Raw genomic sequence first — 21,693 nt, forward strand, 5'->3', positions numbered from 1 at the left:
ATTCCTGTTAATCCTTATTATCTTACGTTCCGTGCTGCCACGAGGAGAGGTACTCCTCCTGTTCGGCCGACAGGGAGTCGAATTCGACGCCCTCCGCCTCGAGCTTGATCTCGGCGATCTCGCGGTCGAGTTCGTCGGGGACATCGTGGACGCGCGGCTCGTAGTCGTCGCCGTGGCCGGCGAGTTCGCGCACGCAGACGGCCTGGACGCCGAACGACTGATCCATCACCTCGACGGGGTGGCCCAGCGCGATCGGTGCCGCGAGGTTGACGAGTCGCCCTTCCGCCAGCACGTTCAGCCGCCGACCGTCCTCGAGTTCGTACGCTTCGACGCCCTCTCGGGCCTCGTAGCGGTCGACCGCGAGGTCGTCGAGCGCCTCCAGGTCGATTTCGACGTCGAAGTGACCCGCGTTCGCCAGCAGGACGCCGTCTTGCATCTTCCGGAAGTGCTCCTCGACGATCACGTCGCGGTTGCCCGTCGTCGTGATGAAGACGTCGCCCACCTCGGCGGCCTCGGCCATCGGCATCACGTCGTACCCCTCCATGTGCGCCTCCAGTGCCTTCCGGGAGTCGACTTCTGCGACGATGACGTCCGCGTTCTGTCCGGCTGCCTTCTTGGCGACGCCCTTCCCGCAGTAGCCGAAGCCGGCGACGACGACGTCTTTGCCCGCAAACGAGAGGTTTGTCGTCATCGCGATCGTCGCGAGGGAGGACTCTCCGGTCCCGTGGACGTTGTCGAACAGCCGCTTCATCGGCGTGTCGTTCACCGCGAAGACGGGATACTCCAGCGCGCCGTCCTCGGCCATCGACCGCAGTCGGTGGACGCCGGTAGTCGTCTCCTCGCAACCGCCGACGATGGTGTCGATGAGTTCGGGGTAGTCCTCGTGGATCGCGAACACGAGGTCGCCGCCGTCGTCGACGGTGATCGTCGGATCGTGGCCGATGGTGGCCTCGATCGCCTCGTAATACTCCTCGTCGTCGACGCCCCGAACCGCATAGGAGGTGATCTTCTCGTGGGCGTCCAGCGCCGCGCTCACGTCGTCGTGGGTCGAAAGCGGGTTACAGCCGGTGATCGCCACCTCGGCACCGCCGTCGGCCAGCAGCTCGACGAGGTTGGCCGTCTTCGCCTCGACGTGCATCGCCATTGCCACTCGCTCTCCTTCGAGCGGTTTCTCCGCCCGAAACTCCTCGCGGAGCGCTTCCAGGATCGGCATGTGCTGTAGCGCCCACTCCATCTTCCGGCGACCCTCCTCGCGTGCCGACTCCGGCTCCGCGAGCTGTTCGGTCACCGGCGAGTATCCGGTTTGACTCATACATATCAGGTTCGGGAACGCCGGTGAAAACGCTACCGACACACCACGATACGCCCGCTGTGCGAGCTGTTCGGTCACCGCTGGCGGCCGTTCCGGCGGGGACGGGACCGTCCGGCGGGGACGGGACCGGGGACTCAACCTTTTTGTCGGCGAGGGTCGTCTCATCGGACATGAACTATCGGGAAGTCACGCCGACGCGAGAGTTCCTCGCACGGCTCGACACCGGGGCGGACTGGCGCGAGGAGATCGAATCGCTGGCGCGCGAGGAAGGGATCGAGTCGGCCTGGTTCAACGCGATGGGGGCGGTCCAGGACGCCGAAATCTGGTTTTACGACCAGGAGACCAAGGAGTACCAGCCGGTGACGTTCGAGGAGCCGCTGGAGGTCGCCGCCTGCGTGGGGAACATCGCGCTGCTCGAGGACGAGGTGTTCGCACACACCCACGCCGTGTTGTCTCGCCCGAGCGGGCAGACTCTCGCGGGACATCTCAACTCTGCGACCGTCTTCGCCGGCGAGGTCCATATGCGGGCGTTCGAGGAGCCGCTCGAACGGTCTCACGACGACGTGACCGATCTGGATCTCTGGCTGTGAACGGCGGGAGGGACGGGAGCGAACAACCGTGAGACCGGACGACGAGCGCTACTTCGAGCGGATCGAATCGCGACTCGAGGAGGCGTTCGACCGCGCGGAGGCCGCGAAAGCGCAGGGACGCGACCCCGAACCGGAGATCGAGATCCCGGTCGCACGCGACATGGCCGACCGGGTGGAGAACATCCTCGGGATCGACGGCGTGGCCGAACGCGTCCGCGAACTCGAAGGCGAGATGTCTCGCGAGGAGGCCGCCCTCGAGCTGGTGACCGACTTCGTCGAGGGCTCCGTGGGGGAGTTCGACTCCCGCGCAGGGAAGGTCGAGGGGGCGGTTCGGACCGCGGTAGCGCTGCTCACCGAAGGAGTCGTCGCCGCGCCCATCGAGGGGATCGATCGGGTCGAACTGTTGCAAAACGACGACGGGACCGAGTTCATCAACGTCTACTACGCCGGTCCAATACGATCGGCGGGGGGGACCGCCCAGGCGCTGTCGGTGCTTGTGGCCGACTACGCCCGGTCGCTTCTGGACATCGAGGAGTATCACGCCCGAAGCGACGAGATCGAGCGCTACGCGGAGGAGGTCTCCCTCTACGACAAGGAGACCGGTCTCCAGTACTCCCCGAAAGACAAGGAGACGAAGTTCATCGCCGAGCACCTGCCGATCATGCTCGACGGGGAAGCCACCGGCGACGAGGAGGTCTCCGGCTTCCGGGATCTCGACCGCGTCGACACCAACTCGGCCCGCGGCGGGATGTGTCTCGTGCTCGCGGAGGGGATCGCCCTCAAGGCGCCGAAGATCCAGCGATACACCCGCGAGCTCGAGGAGGTCGACTGGCCGTGGCTCCAGGACCTCATCGACGGCACGATCGGCGAGGAAAACGCTGCCGGTGACGGATCCAGCGAAGATACTGGACCGGGCGAGGCTGACGTCGAAGGCGAAGGGTCGAACGACGAGGATTCGGATGAAACGGGGGACGCCGCCGACGAACGTTCTTCGGGCGGCGACGGCACTCCCGGCCCGCCGCGACCCGAGCCTTCCGAGAAGTTCCTCCGTGACCTGATCGCCGGGCGGCCGGTGTTTTCCCATCCGTCGGAGCCGGGCGGCTTCCGACTCCGCTACGGTCGCGCCCGTAACCACGGCTTCGCGACCGGTGGGATCCATCCGGCGACGATGCACATCGTCGATGACTTCCTCGCGGCCGGCACCCAGATCAAGACCGAACGCCCCGGCAAGGCACACGGCATCGTGCCGGTCGACAGCATCGAAGGGCCGACCGTCCGGCTGGCAAACGGCGACGTCCGGCGGATCGACGACCCCGAGGAAGCACTGGAAGTGCACAACGGCGTCGAGGAGATCATCGACGCAGGGGAGTATCTCGTCAATTACGGTGAGTTCGTCGAGAACAACCACCCGCTGGCGCCCGCGTCGTACACGGTCGAGTGGTGGGTTCAGGAGTTCGACGCCGCCGGCGCGGACGTCCAGGCGCTCCGGGACGATCCCCACGTCGATCTCGCGGATCCGACCGTCGAGGAGGCGCTCTCGTGGGCCCGCGAGTACGACTGTCCGCTCCACCCGACGTACACCTACCTGTGGCACGACGTCGACGTCGAGACGTTCGAGGCGCTCGCGGAGGCCGTGGCCGACGGGGAAGTCGTCGACTCGACAGCTGATCACTCCTCCGACGCGGGCGTCGCGGACGGCGGTGTGATCGATCGAAAACCCTCGGAAATCGGTCCGGCTGCCGAGGAGGCTTCACTCGTCATCGAGCGCACGGAGACGACGCGACGGGCGCTCGAACTGTTGCTCGTCGAACACACACAGACGGACGAGACGCTCGAGATTCCCACCTGGCGACCCCTCGCTCGCTCGCTGGGGATCGACGACGACCTGCAGCGGACCTGGGAGTCGGCGGCGCTGTCGTCGGCTCGCGAGTACGCCGGCGGCGACAACGCCGTCGAGGCCGTCAACGCGGTCGCCCCCTTCGAGATCCGGGAGCGCGCCCCAACCCGGATCGGAAACCGGATGGGCCGTCCGGAAAAATCCGAGTCGCGGGAGCTCTCGCCGGCGGTCCACGCGCTGTTCCCGATCACGGAGGCCGGTGGGAGCCAGCGCGACATCGCCAAGGCCGCCAAGACGCTGGACGACCGGGGACGGCGAGGAATGCTCGACGTCGACATCAACGACCGCGTCTGCCCCGGCTGCGGCGACCACACCTACCACAACCGATGTCCCGACTGCGAGGTCCACACCGAACTGTACTACGAGTGCGGCGAGTGTGGAACCGAGTGTGAACCCGACGAGTCGGGGCGGGTGGTCTGTCCCCGGTGCGAGTGGGACGTGACGGCGGCGACGCGCCGGGAGATCGACCTCAACGAGCGGTTCCACGCGGCGATGGAGTCGGTCGCAGAGCGCGAGGCGGCCTTCGACGTCCTGAAAGGCGTCAAGGGGCTCTCCTCGGAGCACAAGGTCCCCGAACCGATCGAGAAGGGGATCCTCCGGGCGAAACACGGCGTCTCGTCGTTCAAGGACGGCACGGTCCGATACGACATGACCGACCTCCCGGTGACGGCCGTTCGGCCGGCCGAACTGGACGTCACCGCCGACCAGTTCCGCGAACTGGGGTATCACGCCGACATCGACGGGGAGCCGCTGCGCCACGACGACCAGCTGGTCGAGCTGAAGGTGCAGGACATCGTCCTCTCGGACGGCGCCGCCGAGCACATGATGAACACCGCCGACTTCGTCGACGAACTGCTGGAGGACTTCTACGACCTGCCGCCCTTCTACGAGCTCGAGGATCGGGAGGACCTGGTCGGCGAGCTGGTGTTCGGCATGGCCCCCCACACGAGTGCGGCGACGGTGGGGCGCGTCGTCGGCTTCACGTCGGCGGCGGTCGGCTACGCGCACCCGTACTTTCACGCGGCGAAGCGACGGAACTGCTTCCATCCGGAGACTCAGATCACGTTCGACGACGGCGACGGCTGGCGAACCACATCGATTCGGGACTTGGTGGAAGAACGGCTTCGGGATTCCGGTGAGGAAGACCTCGATGAGGACAACTTCGGGACGCTGACGCGAGAGCTGGACGGAACCGACGGCGAGCTTCGGGTGCGATCCGTCGACGCAGTCGGGACCCCGACGCCCAAGCCCGTCTCGGCGGTTTCGAAACATCCGAGCCAGGACCACCTCCTGTGGATTCGAACCTCCGGCGGGAACGAGATCCGGGTTACCCCCGATCACACGATGCTCCGGCTCGAGGACGGCACTCCGAGTCACGTTAGCGCGAGCGAACTCGCGGTCGGCGACGAGGTGCCTGCAGCGACGATGGACGAGGGAACGGCACCCGTCGGCGGAGCGACGGCGAGTGGGGGTGTCGATGCCCTCGTCTCCGAGTCCGGCGACGTCGAACACGACGAAGTCCTGGCTGTCGACGCCGATCAAATCGTGGCCATCGACGTCGTCGAAAGCGACGTCGAATACACGTACAACCTCACGGTCGAGGAGACTCACACCGTCGTCGCCGACGGAATCGCGGCCAAGCAGTGCGATGGCGACGAGGATTGCGTAATGCTGCTCATGGACGGGCTGTTGAACTTCAGCAGACAGTATTTGCCGGATAAACGGGGCGGGAGCGTCGCGGAAGATGCTCGACTCGTTGCAGTCGATCCCGACGATCGAGTTCAGTACCTCACTTTCGACGAACTCTGGCACGCACTCGACGCTCCCGTCGAGGTTGACGGGAAGTTCAGGAAACGAACCTGTGTGGAAGAAGGATGGCAGACGTACGCGTTCGATGCGAATCACGAAGCCAGCCTCAAGCCGATCGAGAAGGCAATCCGGTATCGTGCGGACGAAGACGACGAACTGCTACGGGTCGAAACGCAGTTCGGACGGTCTCTCGAAATTACTCCAAATCACAGTCTCTTTCGTTACGACGACGGTATCGAGGAGGTTGCCGGCGAGAACCTCGGAGCGGGTGACCTGATTGTCGCCCCGCAGTCTCTCGATATCGATCCGACAGGTTCTGTCATCGATGTTGCAGAGTGTGTTCCAGATCCGTACGTATTTATCGACGATCGGGTCGAAGAGTATCTCCGCCGGGTGTGGGAGAACGCCGATCACGGCAGCGAAACGAGAGCCGCATTTGACGGCGGACTTTCCTACCGGCTATCAAAAAAGAAGGTGTCCCTCGAAACGCTAGCGGAAATCGAAACGACGTCGGGGAAGTGGCGGGACGACTGGAACCCGAAAATCGGACTGAAGGGATCTTCGGAGGGGATTCAGCGGTACATTACTCTCGACGAAGACTTCGCCTGGCTACTCGGGATGTTCGCCGCGGAGGGATCCCTCTCCAGTACTCGTCCGACGATCCACAACGGCGAGGAAGAACTCGTGCGCCGCGTTGAGCGGACGACCGAGGACAGCCTCGGAACTGGTCCGACTGTTCGATGGTCGAACAAGGCCTACGAAGTCGCATTCCCTGCGGTATTCAGAGAGGTGCTCTTCGATCTCGGATTCGCGGACAAAGACTCATACAATTCGAGCGAGAAGGTCGTTCCCGACCCGATCCTTCGAAGCGAGAAGTCGGTCGTCAAAGCGTTCCTCCGTGGATTCATTGCCGGTGACGGAAGCGAGACGAGCAACGATAACCACACGACAATCGGCTTCCATACGACCAGTGAGGATCTCAAGGACGGAATCGTTTTCCTCCTGCATCGACTCGGGATCGTCGCCAACATTTCTCGAAAGGAACGAGACGAATCGCGCCAGCCGATTTACACCGTCTCTGTCTCGGGTGGGGCCGCCGACAACCCACTGAGGAAGATTCTCGACGATGAGGAGATGTATCAGCCGAAAAGTCTTGTCGTGACGGTTCCCGATGCGTTGATGGAGATCCGCGAGATGGATCTCACGGGGGTCAAACAGCTGATTCCGAAGTACCTGAAACGCCGCGAGAACATATCGTTAGAGAAGCTCGAGGAGATCGTAACTGAACTCGACGGTCGGGAACTTCCCTCGGCCGCCGCCGATAAATTGACTGAGATCCGCCCGTTGATCGACGGCGATCTGTCGTATCTTCGGATTACAGACATCGATCGCGTCGATTACGAAGGATACCTCTATGACCTCCAGGTCGGTGGAGAACCGATCTTTACTGCGAACTGGCTGTACGCACACAATTCTATGGACGCACCCCTGGTGATGTCCTCCCGGATCGACCCCTCCGAGATCGACGACGAGGCGCACAACATGGACATCGTTCGGGAGTACCCCCTGGAGTTTTACGAGGCGACCCGTCGGATGGCCGATCCCGGGGAGGTGGAGGAACTGATCCAGCTCGGGGAGGACACCCTCGGCACCGACGACGAGTATCGCGGGTTCGACCACACCCACGACACCACCGACATCGCGATGGGACCGGATCTTTCGGCGTACAAGACGCTGGGGTCGATGATGGACAAGATGGACGCCCAGTTGGAGCTGGCCCGGAAGCTCCGGGCGGTCGACGAGACCGACGTCGCCGAACGAGTGATCGAGTATCACTTCCTGCCGGACTTGATCGGCAACCTCCGGGCGTTCGCCCGCCAGGAGACCCGGTGTCTCGACTGCGAGACGAAGTACCGCAGGATGCCCTTGTCCGGCGAGTGTCGCAACTGCGGCGGCACCGTCAACCTCACGGTTCACGAGGGGTCGGTGAACAAGTACATGGACACCGCCATCGAGGTGGCCGACCGGTTCGACTGCCGGGAGTACACCAAACAGCGGCTGGAGATCCTCGACCAGTCGCTGGAGTCGATATTCGAGGACGACACCAACAAACAGTCGGGAATTGCCGACTTCATGTAACTCCTCGCCTGCGAGGGCACGCCGGGGGTCGCGGACGAACCAGCCGGTATAATAAGGCCGCGCGTTCGACCCGGGGTATGGGTCTCAGGAGCTTTCTGGAGGGGACGGAGCCAACCGTGCTCACCGAGCCGGTCGATCCCCGGTTCGAACTCCCGGCGCTTTCGACGCGCGAGGAGACGCGTCCGATCGTCTTCGAGGACGTGGCCGGTCATCCGAACGTGCGCGCGGTCGCCAACCTGGTGTCCACCCGGTCGCTGATCGGATCGGCGCTGGGCGTCGAGCCGTCGGCGATCATCGACGAGGTGAGTTCGGCGATGGACGATCCGACGCCGCTATCCCGGACGGAACCGCCGGCGTTCGAGCACGTCGCCGACGAGCCCGCGATCGCCGAGGAGTTGCCGGTGCCGATCTACTACGACGAACACGAGCGGCAGTACTTCGCCTCGACGATCGTGATCGCGAAGGACCCCGACACCGGCGTCCACAACCTCTCGTTCCATCGGATGATGGTCGAGGAGGGCAACCGGCTCGTGATGCGGATGGTCGAGCGCCACCTCCACGACATCTACACCCGATCGGGGGAAGAACTCGATGTCGCGATCGTCGTGGGCGTCCATCCGGCCGTCGAGATCGCCGCCGCGACGTCGTTTTCGCCGGACATGAGCGAACTGAAGCTCGCCAACCGGCTCCACGGCGGGGAGCTGGCGACGACGGAAGTGAAGGGGTTGCAGATCCCCAGCGAAGCCGAGGTCGTCATGTTCGCGACGATCACGGACGAGCTGGCCGAGGAAGGGCCGTTCGTCGACCTCTCGCGCACCTGGGACAAGGTCCGACAGCAGCCGGTCGTCGAAGTCAACGAACTGTGGACGCGGCCGGATCCGCTGGCGCGGGTGATCGTCCCCGGCAAGCGGGAGCACGCGCACCTGATGGGGATCCCCCAGGAGCCCCGGATCTACCGGATCGTCGAGAACACCGTCCCCACGGTACAGAACGTGGTGCTCACCCCCGGCGGCTGTTCGTGGCTCCACGGCGTCGTCCAGCTGGAGCCGCGGGCCGCGGGGGATCCGAAGAACGCCGGGATGGCGGCGCTTGCGGCCCACCCGTCGATGAAGAAGGTGACACTCGTGGATCCGGACGTCGACCCCGCCGATCCGGACGCCGTCGAGTGGGCCACCGCGACCCGGATGCAACCCGACGAGGACATCGTCACCATCGAGGGGGCGAAGGGGTCTTCGCTCGATCCCTCGCAGGACTACGACCGCGGCGTGACGAGCAAGTGGATCGTCGACGCGACGATGCCCCGCGATCGGGACCGGGAGGCGTTCCTGGAGGCGACCGTCCCCGGCGCCGATGACGTCACCCTCGAGGAGTATCGGTAGTCGACTGTCGTCGAATCGAGGCCGAACGCAACCGAACCCACAGGAGGAGACATAACATGCATCTCACACGCGAGGAAGAGGAACTGCTCGAATCGGACACTCCCGGCGAGCGAAAGGCGATGGAGCTGCTGGTGACGCTGGGAGACGTGTACGGCGCCGAGGAGATGGTCGAGATCGGTTCGGCACAGGCGTCCGGCATCTCTTATAAGTCGATCGGCGACCCGGGGGTGGAGTTCCTGGAAGGGTTCGCCGCGGAGGGTGCCGAGGTGTCGGTGCCGACGTTCGCCAACCCCGCCGGCATGGACATGCAGCAGTGGCGCGAGATGGGCGTCAGCGAGGAGTTCGCCGAGAAACAGGAGCGCATCCAGGACGCGCTGCGCGAGATGGGGATCACGCTGTCGTTCACCTGCACGCCGTACCTGGCGGGGAACCTGCCCCGTCGCGGCGAGCACGTCGCGTGGGCGGAGTCGTCGGCGGTGTCGTTCGTCAACTCCGTAGTCGGCGCGCGGACGAACCGCGAGGGGGGGCCGTCGGCGCTGGCGGCAGCGATCACCGGCCGGACGCCGAAACACGGCCTCCACCTCGAGGAGAACCGCCGGCCCGACTACCTGATCGAAGTCGACGCCGAGATCGACTCCCAGTCGGACTTCGCCGCGCTCGGCTCGTGGGCCGGCCGGATCGTCGAGGACGACATCCCGTACTTCACGGGAATCGACCACGGCAGGACGGACGAGTTGAAATCCCTGGGCGCCGCGATGGCCGCCTCCGGGGCCGTCGCGCTGTACTACGTCGAGGGGGTGACGACAGACGAGACACCCCCCGCGTCCGAAGCGGTCGAGACCCTCACGTTCGAGCCGTCGGACCTCCAGGCGGAGTACGATGAACTCACGACCGGCGAGAACCCCGAACTGGTCGTCTTCGGCTGTCCGCACGCCTCGATGGAGGAGATCGAGGAGATCGCCGCCACCGTCGAGGGGAAGACACTCACGAGCGACCTGTGGGTGTGCACGAGCGGTGCCGTCAAGACGTGGGCCGACCGCAACGGTCACACCGAGACGATCGAGGCCGCCGGCGGGATGGTGCTTGCCGACACCTGCAACGTCGTCTCCCCGATCGAGGAACTCGGCTACGAGACCAGCGCCACCGACTCGGCGAAGGCCGCGAACTACCTGCCCGGCTTCTGCAACCAGCAGGTGGTCTTCGAGGACAAGCGCGCGCTGCTCGAGGAGGTGGTCGAATGACGCAAGCGCCGATCGAGGGTCGCGCGATCACCGACGGCCGCGGCGAGGGCGAGGTGATCCGGTCGTCGGAGCCGGTGAGCTTCTACGGCGCGGTCGACCTGGACACCGGGGAGTTCATCGAGGAGGGACACGAACTCGAGGGGCACAACGTGGCCGGCAAAGTGCTCGTCTTCCCCCGCGGAAAGGGATCGACCGTCGGGTCGTACGTGCTCTACGGGCTCGCGAAGAACGGCGTCGCCCCGGCGGCGATCCTCAACGAGGAGACCGAGACGATCGTGGCGACGGGCGCGATCCTCGGTGAGATCCCCTGTATGGACTCGCTTTCGGCGCCGTTGTCGTCGCTTCCCGAGGGCGAACGGGTGGTCGTCGACGCCGACGCAGAACGGGTGCTCGTCGACGGCGACGTCGGGGAGGAACCGTGACCGACCGAGTGCCCGACAGACAGAATGGGAACACGGGGGACGACGGCCAGCCCAGGGTCGTGCTCGGAGTGACCGGCGCGTCGGGGATCCCGATCGCGCTCCGGACCGCGGAGGCGCTCGCGGCCCGGACGGAGCTGGTCACGGTCGTCTCCGAGGCGGCCCGAAAGACCGCCCGCCACGAGGTCGCCGATCCCGACGCCGCCCTCGAGCGGTTCGCGGAGCTGTCGACGGCGACGTACGACGAAGACGAGATCGCCGCCGCAGTGGCCTCGGGATCGGTGGCGTTCCGGGGGATGGCGATCGTGCCGGCGTCGATGAACACCGTCGCCGCGATCGCCTCGGGGCGGGCCGATTCGCTCATCACCCGGACTGCCGGCGTCTGTCTCAAGGAGCGACGGACGCTCGTGGTCGTCCCCCGGGAGACCCCGCTGAGCGAGATTCACCTGCGGAACCTGACCGACCTCGCGGGCATGGGTGTCGACGTCGTGCCGCCGGTGCTGGGCTTTTATTACGAGCCTGACGGGATCGACGACGTCGTCGACCACGTCGCAGGTCGCGTACTCGATCGGTTCGGGTTCGATCACGACCTCTACGAGTCGTGGGGCGACTTGGATTGAGAAGGGCAGCGAACGTGTCGGCTGTGGGATCTGTTCGTCGGCGGTACGTCCGTCGATTCTCGGCTGTGGACAACCGAGATAACAAGCCTTATTTATTCCCACCGGATACGGAGTAATGCGGCAAGCCCGGGTGGTGTAGTGGCCCATCATACGACCCTGTCACGGTCGTGACGCGGGTTCAAATCCCGCCTCGGGCGTTTTTGAAGCGGACACAGCGAACGAGGAGCGAAGCGACGAGTGAGCCGTCCGCTTTATAAACTCCACTCAAAGGGACTTGAATCCTACCAGACGCGCGCAGCGAACGGAGTGAGCGAGCACGTCTGGTTTTGGTTCAAATCCCGCCTCGGGCGTACTTTTCGGCGGACACAGCGAACGAGGAGCGAAGCGACGAGTGAGCCGTCCGCCGAAATACCCGTCTCAAAGGGATTTGAACCAGACGAGTCGCAGCCCGCGCAGCGAAGCGAGCAGGACCGTCTCGGCGAGGTTCACAATCCCGCCTCGGGCGCTTATAAACCGGACACACCAACGAGGAGCGGACCAACGACTGACCCCCCGATCCACACCAGTCCGTTTCAGAACGCCCCGCGAACGCGTCGCTTTTGTGCCCGCCTCGCCCACGGATAGCCATGAAAGCGGGCGTCATCGCGGTCCAGGGCGACGTAAGCGAGCACGCGGCGGCGATCCGCCGGGCCGGACAGGCCCACGGCGTCGACGTCGAGACTGTGTCGATCCGTCAGTCCGGGATCGTTCCCGACTGTGATCTGCTGGCGATACCGGGCGGCGAATCGACGACGATCTCGCGGCTGGTCCACGACGAGGGGATCGCCCCGGAGATCCGGGCACACGTCACGGCGGACAAGCCGGTGCTCGCGACCTGCGCCGGGCTGATCGTGCTCTCCCGGGACGCGAAGGACGACCGCGTGTCCACACTCGATCTCCTCGACGCCACCGTCGACCGGAACGCCTTCGGCAGACAGGCGGACAGCTTCCGGGCGCCGATCGACGTCACCGGACTCGAGGATCCGTTCCCCGGCGTGTTCATCCGGGCACCGGTCGTCGACGAGGTCGGCGACGGCGTCGAAACGCTTTCGACCTGGGGGAACCACGCAGTCGCCGTTCGAGAGGGACCGATCCTGGCGACTGCTTTCCACCCGGAGCTCACCGAGGACGTCCGGATCCACCGGCTCGCGTTCTTCGACGCCCACCTCGCCGTCGACGGCGACAATCCCGAAGACGATCGCGAGGGGGTGGCTGCCGAATGACAGCCCCGGACAGTGACGGAGGCGAAACGGACGAGGCGGAATCCGAACCGGCCGGGACGGAACCCGAACCGGACGTGGAGCTCGAGGCTGTCCTCGACGACCTCTTTGAAACGATCGAGGACAGACAGCGTGAGCTGCCGGAGGGGTCGTACACGGCGTCGCTTTTCACCCACGAGAAGGGGGAAAACGCCGTCCTGGAGAAACTCGGCGAAGAGGCGACCGAGATCCTGCTCGCGGCCAAAGACGACGACGTCGACGAACTGGCCCACGAGAGCGCCGACTTCGTCTATCACCTGCTCGTGCTGTTCGCGATGAAGGGGCTGGACGTCGACGACCTCCGCGCGGAGTTGCGCTCCCGATTCGGATAAGCGGTTTCCGGTTCGGCGAAGCGGCTCCCGGTTCGGATACGCGGTTTCCAGTTCGACTTCAGTTTTAAAGCACTCCTCAGGACCGCAACTCGGCTGCTGTCTCCCGGAACAACCCGTCGAGAATCTCCGGCGTCGTCGGATGGTACGCCCGGTCGGGGAGTTCGCGGACGTCCAGCCCGAGTTCGACGACGACCTGCATCGTCTTCGCCATCACGTCCGCGTGGTAGTGGAGCCCCTGGTAGCCAAGCACTGTCCCGTCGTCGGCGTCGACAACGAGCCGCGCCAGGCCGCCTGGAACGTCTTTCGTTTCGAACACGCCGTCGTCAGCGGCCCGTCGGGTCGCGACTGCGATCTCGTAGCCAGCGTCTCGTGCGCTTTCCTCGGTGTGTCCCACGCGGGCGAACGGGTAGACGCCTGCACCCGAGAACACAACGTGATGGTGGACGTTGCGATACGGTGCGAGCGGCTCCTCGCGGACGTGTGCGAGGATGTTCTCTGCGGTGTGGTACCCCTGCTCTTTGGCGACGTGGAGGATCGGCTCCCGTGCGTTTGCGTCGCCGACGACGAAGGTGTGCTCGGTGCCGGGTGGCCGCATCGTGGCGTCGATCCAGCCGTTCTCGGGGGTCAATGTCGTGTTACCAAGCCCCAGAGCGTCCAGGTTCGGCCGCCGACCGGTAAACAGGAACGCCGCCTCCGCCTCGACCGTCTCGCCGGTGTCCAGCCCGAGCCGGACACCCCCCTCGACCTGGTCGATCCGGTCCTCTGCGGCGTCGGTGACGATTCGGACGCCGAACTCCTCGCGATACAGTGAGAGCAAGGCGTCCCCGAACGCCGGATCAGCCTCGTCCAGGGGTCGGGCGTCGTGCTCGACGACGGTGAGGTCGACGCCCGCCTCCGCGAGATACGGGACCAGCTCCAGCCCGACGTAGCCGAACCCCATCACGACTCCCGACTCGGGGAGGTCAGTCGCGTCGAGCACGTCACCACTGGTGTACAACCGGGCCGGATCGACCGCCTCGAGGCCTGCAAGATCCGGTCGGTTCAGCACGGAGCCGGTGGCGATCACGACGTAGTCGGCGTCGATCACCGACTCGTCTCCGCCGTGTCCCTCGTCTCCGCCGGCGTGTCCAGATTCTCCGTCCGTGTCGTCGATCAGGATCGTCCGATCGTCGAGGAAGGCAGCGGTTCCCCGACGGAACTCGACCCCGTCGTTGTCGGCGAGGTCCCGGACTGCCTTCCGGCGGTGGCGTGCGAACGCGGCGACGTGGCCGTCCTTCCGGTCGACGACCGACGCGAGATCCATCCCCGGCGGCTCCTCGTCGAGGCGTTCGTCTGACCGCGCCTGATACCGGTGCTGGGCCGCCGAAAGCACCTCCTTCGACGGCATACACCCCCGGAGAATACACAGCCCACCACCGGGCTCGCCGTCGTCGACGAGCGTGAGCCGACCGATCTCCCGGCCGACGTGGGGAGCCAACCCCTCGGCCACGGCGACCCCGGCGCTCCCGTACGCCCCGATCACGACGACGTGGGGACGGTTTTCGCGTTCGTCCGCGTTCCTGGAACGTTCACTCATGTGGCGATCTTACGACCGCTATTTAAAAAGCGACGTGGAGGGTGGACGTCGGTCGCGCACACCTGTGCCGTGTCGAGTTCGAAGCGGTCCTTTCACCGGGAGATGTCGCCCCGTTCGTCGCCGAGAACGTCGACGAGTTCGCGATGGGTGAGCACCGCGACGTCGCCCGAGACCGTCCGCTTTAACGCTGCCGCCCCAGCGCCGTACGCGAGACACTCGTCGACGTCGCCGCCGTGAATCCGCCTGGAGAGAAATCCCCCGACGAACGCGTCGCCGGTACCGATCGCGTCGACAGTGTCGGCCGGCAGCGTCCCCTGCTGGTGGAGTTCGCCGCCGTGGAGGGCGAGCGATCCGGCTTCCCCGCGGGTGAGCACGACCGTCTCGAAGTCGTAGTCGGTGCCGATCCCGTGGGCGATCTCGACGGCGTTCCCCTCGTATCCGAACACCCGCGTGGCGTCCCGTTCGGGGGCGAACAGCACGTCGACGTGCTCGAACAGGGATTCGTAGGTCTCCCGCGCCTCCTCCGGGGACCACAGCTTCGACCGATAGTTCACGTCGAAACTGCAGGTCGTACCGGCCTCACCAGCCGTCTCCAGCAGTGCGCGTGTGGTCTCGGCGGTCGACGCCGAGAGCGCGGGCGTGATCCCGGTGGTGTGAAACACCGACGCCCCCTGAATCGCCTCAACGGGCAGCTCACCGGGCGATACTGTAGTGATCGCCGCGTCCGCCCGGTCGTAGACGACGTTCGTCCCGCGGGGGGCACCGCCGTATTCGAGGTAGTACGTTCCCAGGCGGCTTCCCTCGGTGTCGTCCCAGGTAACGCCCGTCCGTACCCCGTGACCCCGGAGTTCGCGGGCGACCCGCCGACCGAGCGGGGAGTCGGGGAGCTTCGAGAGCCACACCGCGTCGACGCCCAGCTGGGCCGCCGCGACGGCGACGTTGCTCTCGGCACCGCCGATCCCCGCGTCGAACTGGTCTGCGGTTTCGAGGCGCTCGCCTTTCGGCGGCGAGAGCCGGAGCATGGTCTCGCCGAACGTCACGAGCTGCGTCACCGTCGACCCCTCCAAGATCGGTCCCCACCTCGAGTTCCCCTCTCGGTACGATTGGAGCTGTCTCCGCGACTCAATCGATGCTGCATACTCGCCTGCTAACGCGGGGAGAATATAAGTCCCGGCTGTCGTCGAATCCGACACGCCGCTCGGTGTCGACTTCACCCGGAACCGCGACGGGGTCCCGGCCCCATAATGATTATTGTCACTCGTCGGTCGATTCCACTTCGTCTTCGACGTCGACAGCGGTCATTCGTGGGTCCTTGCGGATCCGAACCTTCAGCGTGCCCGCGTCAGTGAGCGTCGCCGTCGCGCCGGCGGGAGTGATGTCGGCGTCCTCGGGAAGCGTCGCGCTGCCGGTGAGGGTCAGCCCGCGGCCCGGGAACCGCATTTCGAACCCCTCGTGGAACGGGCGAAACCGTTCGAGGCGGACCTCGACCGTGTCGTCGATGAACTGGACCTGGACGTCCTCCTTCGCGACGCCCGGGGCGTCGAAGACGATCAGGTACTCTTCCTCCGATTCCAGCAGGTCGTGTTCGAGCGGACGCCGTTCCTGGTACCGGCCGATACCGCGGCCGACCCGTTCCAGCACGGTGCGGACCGCCGAGCTACCCAGTTCGGTGAGCCGATTCACGGCATCCACCTCGGGGAGCCATTGTGGTTGGACGGCGAGAACGGCCGACGCGAACCGATCGTGTCGTGGACGGAACCGACTCCGGTTTCGGGAGGCTGCATACGTCCGAAACAAGGGTCGCAGCGCATTTATAATCCTCGACAGGATTGGCCCGTAGCGCCCCGGGTGAAACGGAGGTGCCTCGGGAACTGAGCTACCCCGGGAACAGGGGTGTCTCGAGCGGGATCAACACTCTCCGACTGCCCCTACAGTTCGATCCGTTCGAGGCAGTCGGTCCCGCCACACACCGGACACGACATGTCGGCAACCGAGTGGTCCTCGGGAACGTCGTAGGTGTAGTGGTTCTCCCACATGTCCAGAAAGCAGTCCACATTTGTGCACTTGATCTCCTCGGTCGGCGGCATACCTGACGGTGGGAACCCCGACTAATCAACGTTGGCGTCGGGAGTCAGTCGTCACCGAACGGTCCGGGACCGCCGCCCCCTGGTCGCTCGTCTTTGCTCGCACACTCGCCGTTGCCGTTAATCTGGAGTCGACCCTGGAAGTTGCACGTTCTGCTCTGGTTGTACATACAACGGGTGCAGCCACATTCGACCGGGATCCGGTTGTTACGACGGGACATGGTTCGGGTTCGGAAACGACGGGCAATAATCCTTCGGCGGGACGAACTCGTGACCTGTTTTGATACTCGCGACGGAGCCGCCTGCATGACCAGAAAAGATATCTAGTTATCAATTCAAGAGTCGGATATGGTGCTCCACGCTCGGCGGCAACGCGGCCAGTGTTCTGCCTGTGGCTGGGCGACGTCTGCCGTTTCGAGGTGGCCGTAGATGCGCAGTCGGACGGTTTTGGCGCTCGTGGCGGTCGTCGTGGTCGGATCGCTGGCGGGGATAAGCGCGGTCCAGGCACAGGGACAGTACGTGAGCGGCGAACCGGCGCTTTCCGTGTTTGCCCCGAACCCGACCCTCGAGCCGGGCGAGACCACCCAACTCGACGTCCAGGTCGCCAACGACGGGACCCAGCGGTGGGGTCCCGGCGCACAGCGGGACGAAGTGACCACGGCCCGTAGCGTCCAGATCGAAGTCCGGGACGGCGGGACGCCGTTTGCGGTCGAAACCGAACGGCAGTCGATCGGATCGCTCCGGGACGGCGACGTACGCTCGGTCCCCATTGCGGTGCGCGTCCCGGAGGGCGTCGAACCGGGCACGTACTCGCTCGACGTCCGGCTGCGCTACTCGTACGTGGCCCAGTCGGATCCCGGAAGCGGCGTCATTCAGGAGCGAACGCGGCGGGTGACCCGGACGATCGACGTCAGGGTCGAGGATCGACCCCGGTTCCAGCTTCACGGGATCGAAAGCAACGTCCAGATCGGGGGAACCGGAACAGTCGCAGTCGAGGTCGAAAACACGGGCGAGGAGCCCGCAAGCGAACTCGCAGTCCCCCTCGAGTCGACCAGTCCGAACGTTGGATTCGGCGAGGCGCAACGCGACACCGCGCGTGTCGACCGACTCGAAGCGGGAGAATCGACGGTCCTCGAATACGACGTCGTCGTTCGCGAGGGAACCACGGTCCGGAACTACTCGCTCGACGGGTCGGTTCAGTTCACTGATCCCGACGGGATCCGTGGGGTCGAGGACGGTCTCTCGGTCGGCTTCACCCCGCTTGATCCACAGGGCTTCGCGTTCGAGATCGAGGAGTCGACCCTGCGGGTCGGCGAGGTGGGGACGATCACGGGAACGGTGCGAAACGACGGCCCGCTGCCGGTCGAGGGCGTCTCGATCGCGCCCGCGGAAGGGTCGCTGGAGGTACAGGGGGGTCCGTACGCAGTCGGCGATCTGGCCGTCGACGAATCGGCCACCTTCCGTCTGCGGGTCGCGGTTCCGGAGGCCGCCGACACCGCCCCACAGCGGATCGATCTGTCGACGACCTACCGGACCGACGGGGACCGTGACCGGGTGGCGACCGAGCCGGTGAGCGTCCCGATCGACGAGCAGGAGTTCGACGTGCGTCTCGAGGAGTCGACGCTACGGATCGGTGAAACCGGCGAAATCGTCGGCACTGTCCGGAACGACGGCCCCGTCGCAGTCGAGGGCGTGACGGTGACGCTCGGTGAGGGTACCGTCGAGCCGCGGAGTCGGAGCTACGCAGTCGGCGATCTCGAGGTCGACGAGGCGGCCGAATTCCGGTTCCGGGCGGTGGTGCCGGCGGGGACCGACGCCACGCCACAGCGGATCGACGTGACGACCACCTACCGCACCGCAGCGGGTCACGACCGGTCGGTGATTGACCCAGTGCGCGTCCCCGTCGCCGAGCGCCGGGACGCGGTTTCGGTGACGGCCCTCGACCCGACGTTCGTCGCCGGCGGGGAAGGAGCGCTCGCTCTCGAGGTGACAAACCAGCGGGACGTCGAGATACGCGACGTCCGGCTTCGCCTCGCCGTCGAGGACCCCCTCGAGAGCGACTTTACGACCACGATCGTCCCCTCCCTTGCGCCCGGGGAGACCGACCGGGTCGCGTTCGATCTCGAAGTCGACGGCGATGCGCCTCCCAGCCAGTACCCTGCCGTCATCGACGTCGAATATCTCGACCCCGACGACGAAACGCAGACTGTGAGACCACTCACCGTCTCCGTCTCGGTGACCGAGGACCCGGACGAGCCGGTGCTCGCGATAGAGATCATCGCATTCATCGCCGTGATGATCCTCGTCGTCGCGGCGTTCGTGTGGCTTTACCGGAGGTGACCCCCGTGAGTCAGCCTGCCATCCGCGTGACCGACCTCACCAAACGTTACGGGGACGTCCTCGCGAACGACGGCGTCTCCTTCGACATCGAACCCGGGGAGATCTTCGGCTATCTCGGCCCCAACGGCGCGGGCAAGACGACGACGATCCGGATGTTGCTCGGGCTCATCACCCCGACGTCCGGGACCGCGGAGGTTCTCGGCGCGGACATTCGAAACCGGAACGCGCTGACCGAGGTAAAGTCCGAGCTCGGCTATCTTCCCGACACGCTCGGGTTCGACGAGCAACTCACCGGTCGACAGGTGCTCGATTACTTCGCTCGGATGCGCGGGGACGAACGTCGGGGTGAGCTGCTGGAGCTTTTTCACCCGCCGCTGGACCAGCCGGTCGAGACCTATTCGGCGGGGAACCGCCGGATGCTCGGTATCGTTCAGGCGTTCATGCACGATCCGGAACTGGTGATCATGGACGAGCCGACCTCCGGGCTGGATCCGCTCAAGCAGGATCGGCTGCATCTCTTCATGGAGGAGGAGCGTCAGGCCGGAAAGACGCTGTTCGTCTCCTCGCACATTCTCAGCGAGGTCCAGCGCGTCTGTGATCGCGTCGGCATCATTCGGAACGGGGAGATCGTCGCGCTCGAGGACATCGACGCCCTGCTCCAACGGAGCGGCAAGGAGGTCCGAGTACACTTCGCCGAACCCGTCGACGAGGACGCGTTCGTCACCGACCGGATGATCGATGTCGACGTGGTCGACCGATCGGTGCATTTCACCTACACGGGTGAGCCGCAAGCGCTTCTGGAACATCTCGTGGGGTTCGAGATCGAGGACGCCAACATCGGGGATCCGCAGCTGGATACGATTTTCAAACACTATTACACGGACGAGGCGTCCCCCGGCGATTCGGCCGAGGGGGCTCCAAACGGGGACGACTCGATCGGTGAGGGCTCAAACGGGGACGACTCGATCGGTGAGGGCTCAAACGGGGACGACTCGACCTCGGAACTGCTATGACGGCCATCGTTCTCGACGAGTCCCGAAAGCTTCGTCGGGGATCGCTCATCCTGACCGGCGTGTTCGCGATGCTAACCGCGTTCATGCTCGCGATCTTTCCGGCGATGAAAGAGGAGGCGGAGCTGATCGAGGAGGTGTATCCGGAGTACATACTTGTCATGCTTGGGTTCGAGGAGATGCACACAATCGAGGGGTTCGCCGGAGGCTACGTCTATCCGTTCGTCTGGATCCTGTTCGGCGGGGTCTACTTCGCGTACGTCGGCGGGGGTCTAGTCGCCGGGGACATTCGGTCCCGGAAGATGGATCTCACACTCGCGAATCCGGTGTCTCGGGAGTCTGTACTGGTCCAGAAGGTCGCCGCGCTGTGGGTTCCGCTGGTCGCGCTGAACGCCGGCCTGCTGGCCGTGATGTTCGTCGGATCGCGACTGGTCGGCGAACCGCTTGCACTTTCCGACGTCGGACTCGTCCATCTGCTCAGCGTCCCGTATCTGCTGGTGTGTGCCGGGATCGGGGTGGTCTTCTCGGTCGTCTTCGATCGGGTCGGGCGGGCACAGGTCACCGCGCTGGGGTTGGTTTTCATGCTCTGGCTGGTGGACGGGATCTCGCTCATGCAACCGGACTACGAGTGGGTGGGCGACTTCACGCCGAGCCGATACTACGACCCGTCGGCGATTCTTCTCCACGCCGAGTACGCGTTCTTCGACGCCGCGGTTCTCCTCGTGGCGTTTCTGGCCCTGCTCGGCGTCGCCACAGTGATCTTCACGCGGAGGGACATCTGACGTGCCCGGGGGATTTTCTGACGTATCTGGGGGGATTTCGACGTGACGGCCATCCTTCGTTCCGAGTCCAGGCGGCTCCAGCGGAGTTCCGTCGTGCTGGTCGTCGTGTTCGCGCTGCTTTCGGTTCTGTACTTCTCGATGTTTCCCGAACTGGGTGGCGAGGAGGCGGAAGAGCTCTTCGAGGCGTTTCCGGAGGCGATGTTCGACCTGTTCGGGATCGAGGCGATCCACACGATCGAGGGGTTCATCGCCGCGGAGGTGTACTCCTTCTTTTGGGTGATCCTGCTCGGGATCTACTTCGCGTACGTCGGTGCCGGGATGATCGCGGGGGACATCGAGGACCGCAAGATGGACCTCACGCTTGCGAACCCGGTCTCCCGGGAATCGGTGCTGGTCCAGAAGATCGCCGCCTTCTGGGTCCCGCTGGTCGTGTTGAACACCGTCGTTCCGGTCATCGTCTACGTCGGGTCGCGTCTCATCGAGGAACCGATCGACGGCGTTGCGATCGCGATGGTTCACCTGCTCAGCGTCCCGTACCTGCTGGTGTGTGCCGGGATCGGGATCCTGCTGTCGGTCGTTATCGACCGCAAACGCACCGCTCAATCCACGGCGCTCGGGCTCGTGTTCGTTCTCTGGTTGATCGAGGGCACCTCCAACATGGCCTCGGATTACGAGTGGGTCGGCTACTTCACCCCGAGCCGGTATTACGACGAGACAGCGATCCTCGTCCGCGAGGAGTACGCGTTCCTCGACGCCGCAATCCTGCTCTCCGCGTTTCTTCTTCTGGTACTTCTCGCGGTCGGCATCTTCGTCCGTCGGGACATTTGACTCGAAATCCCACGGAGATTTGACTCATAACCGGTTC

18 protein-coding genes and 1 tRNA gene are annotated in these 21,693 nt (G+C 65.2%); 13 read left to right on the forward strand and 6 right to left on the reverse strand.

Annotation, left to right across the window (positions count from 1 at the left end):
• Positions 1-22: 22 nt before the first annotated feature.
• Positions 23-1,312 (reverse strand): adenosylhomocysteinase, encoded by a 1,290-nt coding sequence (locus AArcCO_RS01400; protein ID WP_259534584.1) that lies wholly within the window; start codon positions 1,310-1,312, stop codon positions 23-25.
• A gap of 170 nt (positions 1,313-1,482) precedes the next feature.
• On the opposite strand from AArcCO_RS01400, the gene AArcCO_RS01405 reads away from it, so the two are divergent.
• From AArcCO_RS01405 to hisE, 9 genes are all read left to right on the forward strand, one after another.
• Positions 1,483-1,902: a PPC domain-containing DNA-binding protein gene (locus AArcCO_RS01405; RefSeq protein WP_259534585.1), complete on the forward strand. Its 420-nt coding sequence runs from the start codon at positions 1,483-1,485 to the stop codon at positions 1,900-1,902.
• A gap of 28 nt (positions 1,903-1,930) precedes the next feature.
• Entirely contained in the window at positions 1,931-7,747 is a 5,817-nt protein-coding gene (gene polC / locus AArcCO_RS01410; RefSeq protein ID WP_259534586.1) for a DNA polymerase II large subunit, read from the forward strand.
• A gap of 77 nt (positions 7,748-7,824) precedes the next feature.
• Positions 7,825-9,126: a UbiD family decarboxylase gene (locus tag AArcCO_RS01415; RefSeq protein ID WP_259534587.1), complete on the forward strand. Its 1,302-nt coding sequence runs from the start codon at positions 7,825-7,827 to the stop codon at positions 9,124-9,126.
• Positions 9,127-9,182: 56 nt separating this feature from the next.
• Entirely contained in the window at positions 9,183-10,367 is a 1,185-nt protein-coding gene (locus tag AArcCO_RS01420) for an aconitase X (protein ID WP_259534588.1), read from the forward strand.
• Positions 10,364-10,789, forward strand: coding sequence for an aconitase X swivel domain-containing protein (locus AArcCO_RS01425; protein WP_259534589.1), 426 nt, complete (start codon positions 10,364-10,366; stop codon positions 10,787-10,789). Before AArcCO_RS01420 ends, AArcCO_RS01425 begins: the two co-directional genes overlap by 4 nt.
• Positions 10,786-11,406 (forward strand): UbiX family flavin prenyltransferase, encoded by a 621-nt coding sequence (locus AArcCO_RS01430; protein WP_259534590.1) that lies wholly within the window; start codon positions 10,786-10,788, stop codon positions 11,404-11,406. The genes AArcCO_RS01425 and AArcCO_RS01430 overlap by 4 nt, the downstream gene beginning before the upstream one ends.
• Before the next feature lie 124 nt (positions 11,407-11,530).
• Positions 11,531-11,603 (forward strand) — tRNA-Asp (locus tag AArcCO_RS01435).
• A gap of 429 nt (positions 11,604-12,032) precedes the next feature.
• Positions 12,033-12,668, forward strand: a complete 636-nt coding sequence (gene pdxT / locus AArcCO_RS01440; protein ID WP_259534592.1) for a pyridoxal 5'-phosphate synthase glutaminase subunit PdxT — start codon at positions 12,033-12,035, stop codon at positions 12,666-12,668.
• A complete protein-coding gene (hisE, locus tag AArcCO_RS01445; protein ID WP_259534593.1) occupies positions 12,665-13,036 on the forward strand; it encodes a phosphoribosyl-ATP diphosphatase in 372 nt (123 codons plus the stop codon). Before pdxT ends, hisE begins: the two co-directional genes overlap by 4 nt.
• Before the next feature lie 76 nt (positions 13,037-13,112).
• On the opposite strand, the gene AArcCO_RS01450 is transcribed toward hisE, so the two are convergent.
• From AArcCO_RS01450 to AArcCO_RS01470, 5 genes are all read right to left on the reverse strand, one after another.
• Positions 13,113-14,612 (reverse strand): dihydrolipoyl dehydrogenase family protein, encoded by a 1,500-nt coding sequence (locus AArcCO_RS01450; RefSeq protein WP_259534594.1) that lies wholly within the window; start codon positions 14,610-14,612, stop codon positions 13,113-13,115.
• A 92-nt stretch (positions 14,613-14,704) separates the two neighbouring features.
• Complete coding sequence (gene kdgK1, locus AArcCO_RS01455) at positions 14,705-15,634, reverse strand: bifunctional 2-dehydro-3-deoxygluconokinase/2-dehydro-3-deoxygalactonokinase (protein WP_303650978.1); 930 nt, start codon at positions 15,632-15,634, stop codon at positions 14,705-14,707.
• A gap of 232 nt (positions 15,635-15,866) precedes the next feature.
• Positions 15,867-16,295: an Hsp20/alpha crystallin family protein gene (locus AArcCO_RS01460; protein WP_259534596.1), complete on the reverse strand. Its 429-nt coding sequence runs from the start codon at positions 16,293-16,295 to the stop codon at positions 15,867-15,869.
• Positions 16,296-16,540: 245 nt separating this feature from the next.
• Positions 16,541-16,699: a DUF7559 family protein gene (locus AArcCO_RS01465; protein ID WP_259534597.1), complete on the reverse strand. Its 159-nt coding sequence runs from the start codon at positions 16,697-16,699 to the stop codon at positions 16,541-16,543.
• A gap of 44 nt (positions 16,700-16,743) precedes the next feature.
• Positions 16,744-16,917 (reverse strand): hypothetical protein, encoded by a 174-nt coding sequence (locus AArcCO_RS01470; RefSeq protein ID WP_259534599.1) that lies wholly within the window; start codon positions 16,915-16,917, stop codon positions 16,744-16,746.
• Between the two features lie 208 nt (positions 16,918-17,125).
• Here AArcCO_RS01470 and AArcCO_RS01475 point away from each other — a divergent pair, with 208 nt between their 5' ends.
• Genes AArcCO_RS01475 through AArcCO_RS01490 form a run of 4 tightly spaced genes read left to right on the forward strand, consistent with a single transcriptional unit; the run spans position 17,126 to position 21,656 of the window.
• Complete coding sequence (locus tag AArcCO_RS01475; RefSeq protein WP_259534600.1) at positions 17,126-19,036, forward strand: COG1361 S-layer family protein; 1,911 nt, start codon at positions 17,126-17,128, stop codon at positions 19,034-19,036.
• 5 nt (positions 19,037-19,041) lie between these two features.
• Positions 19,042-20,049 (forward strand): ABC transporter ATP-binding protein, encoded by a 1,008-nt coding sequence (locus AArcCO_RS01480; protein WP_259534601.1) that lies wholly within the window; start codon positions 19,042-19,044, stop codon positions 20,047-20,049.
• A complete protein-coding gene (locus tag AArcCO_RS01485) occupies positions 20,046-20,828 on the forward strand; it encodes an ABC transporter permease subunit (RefSeq protein ID WP_259534602.1) in 783 nt (260 codons plus the stop codon). The genes AArcCO_RS01480 and AArcCO_RS01485 overlap by 4 nt, the downstream gene beginning before the upstream one ends.
• 42 nt (positions 20,829-20,870) lie before the next feature.
• Positions 20,871-21,656: an ABC transporter permease gene (locus tag AArcCO_RS01490; RefSeq protein WP_259534603.1), complete on the forward strand. Its 786-nt coding sequence runs from the start codon at positions 20,871-20,873 to the stop codon at positions 21,654-21,656.
• The last annotated feature ends 37 nt before the right edge of the window (positions 21,657-21,693 follow it).

Origin of the sequence: Halalkaliarchaeum sp. AArc-CO (genome assembly GCF_024972735.1) — an archaeon.
GTDB lineage: Archaea > Halobacteriota > Halobacteria > Halobacteriales > Haloferacaceae > Halalkaliarchaeum.

Coding starts and splice junctions, on each gene's coding strand:
- AArcCO_RS01450 (WP_259534594.1), bottom strand. CDS start 14,612: ATGAGTGAACGTTCCAGGAACGCGGACGAACGCGAAAACCGTCCCCAC.
- pdxT (WP_259534592.1), top strand. CDS start 12,033: ATGAAAGCGGGCGTCATCGCGGTCCAGGGCGACGTAAGCGAGCACGCG.
- AArcCO_RS01470 (WP_259534599.1), bottom strand. CDS start 16,917: ATGTCCCGTCGTAACAACCGGATCCCGGTCGAATGTGGCTGCACCCGT.
- AArcCO_RS01400 (WP_259534584.1), bottom strand. CDS start 1,312: ATGAGTCAAACCGGATACTCGCCGGTGACCGAACAGCTCGCGGAGCCG.
- hisE (WP_259534593.1), top strand. CDS start 12,665: ATGACAGCCCCGGACAGTGACGGAGGCGAAACGGACGAGGCGGAATCC.
- AArcCO_RS01465 (WP_259534597.1), bottom strand. CDS start 16,699: ATGCCGCCGACCGAGGAGATCAAGTGCACAAATGTGGACTGCTTTCTG.
- AArcCO_RS01425 (WP_259534589.1), top strand. CDS start 10,364: ATGACGCAAGCGCCGATCGAGGGTCGCGCGATCACCGACGGCCGCGGC.
- AArcCO_RS01420 (WP_259534588.1), top strand. CDS start 9,183: ATGCATCTCACACGCGAGGAAGAGGAACTGCTCGAATCGGACACTCCC.
- AArcCO_RS01415 (WP_259534587.1), top strand. CDS start 7,825: ATGGGTCTCAGGAGCTTTCTGGAGGGGACGGAGCCAACCGTGCTCACC.
- AArcCO_RS01405 (WP_259534585.1), top strand. CDS start 1,483: ATGAACTATCGGGAAGTCACGCCGACGCGAGAGTTCCTCGCACGGCTC.
- kdgK1 (WP_303650978.1), bottom strand. CDS start 15,634: ATGCTCCGGCTCTCGCCGCCGAAAGGCGAGCGCCTCGAAACCGCAGAC.
- AArcCO_RS01485 (WP_259534602.1), top strand. CDS start 20,046: ATGACGGCCATCGTTCTCGACGAGTCCCGAAAGCTTCGTCGGGGATCG.
- AArcCO_RS01475 (WP_259534600.1), top strand. CDS start 17,126: ATGCGCAGTCGGACGGTTTTGGCGCTCGTGGCGGTCGTCGTGGTCGGA.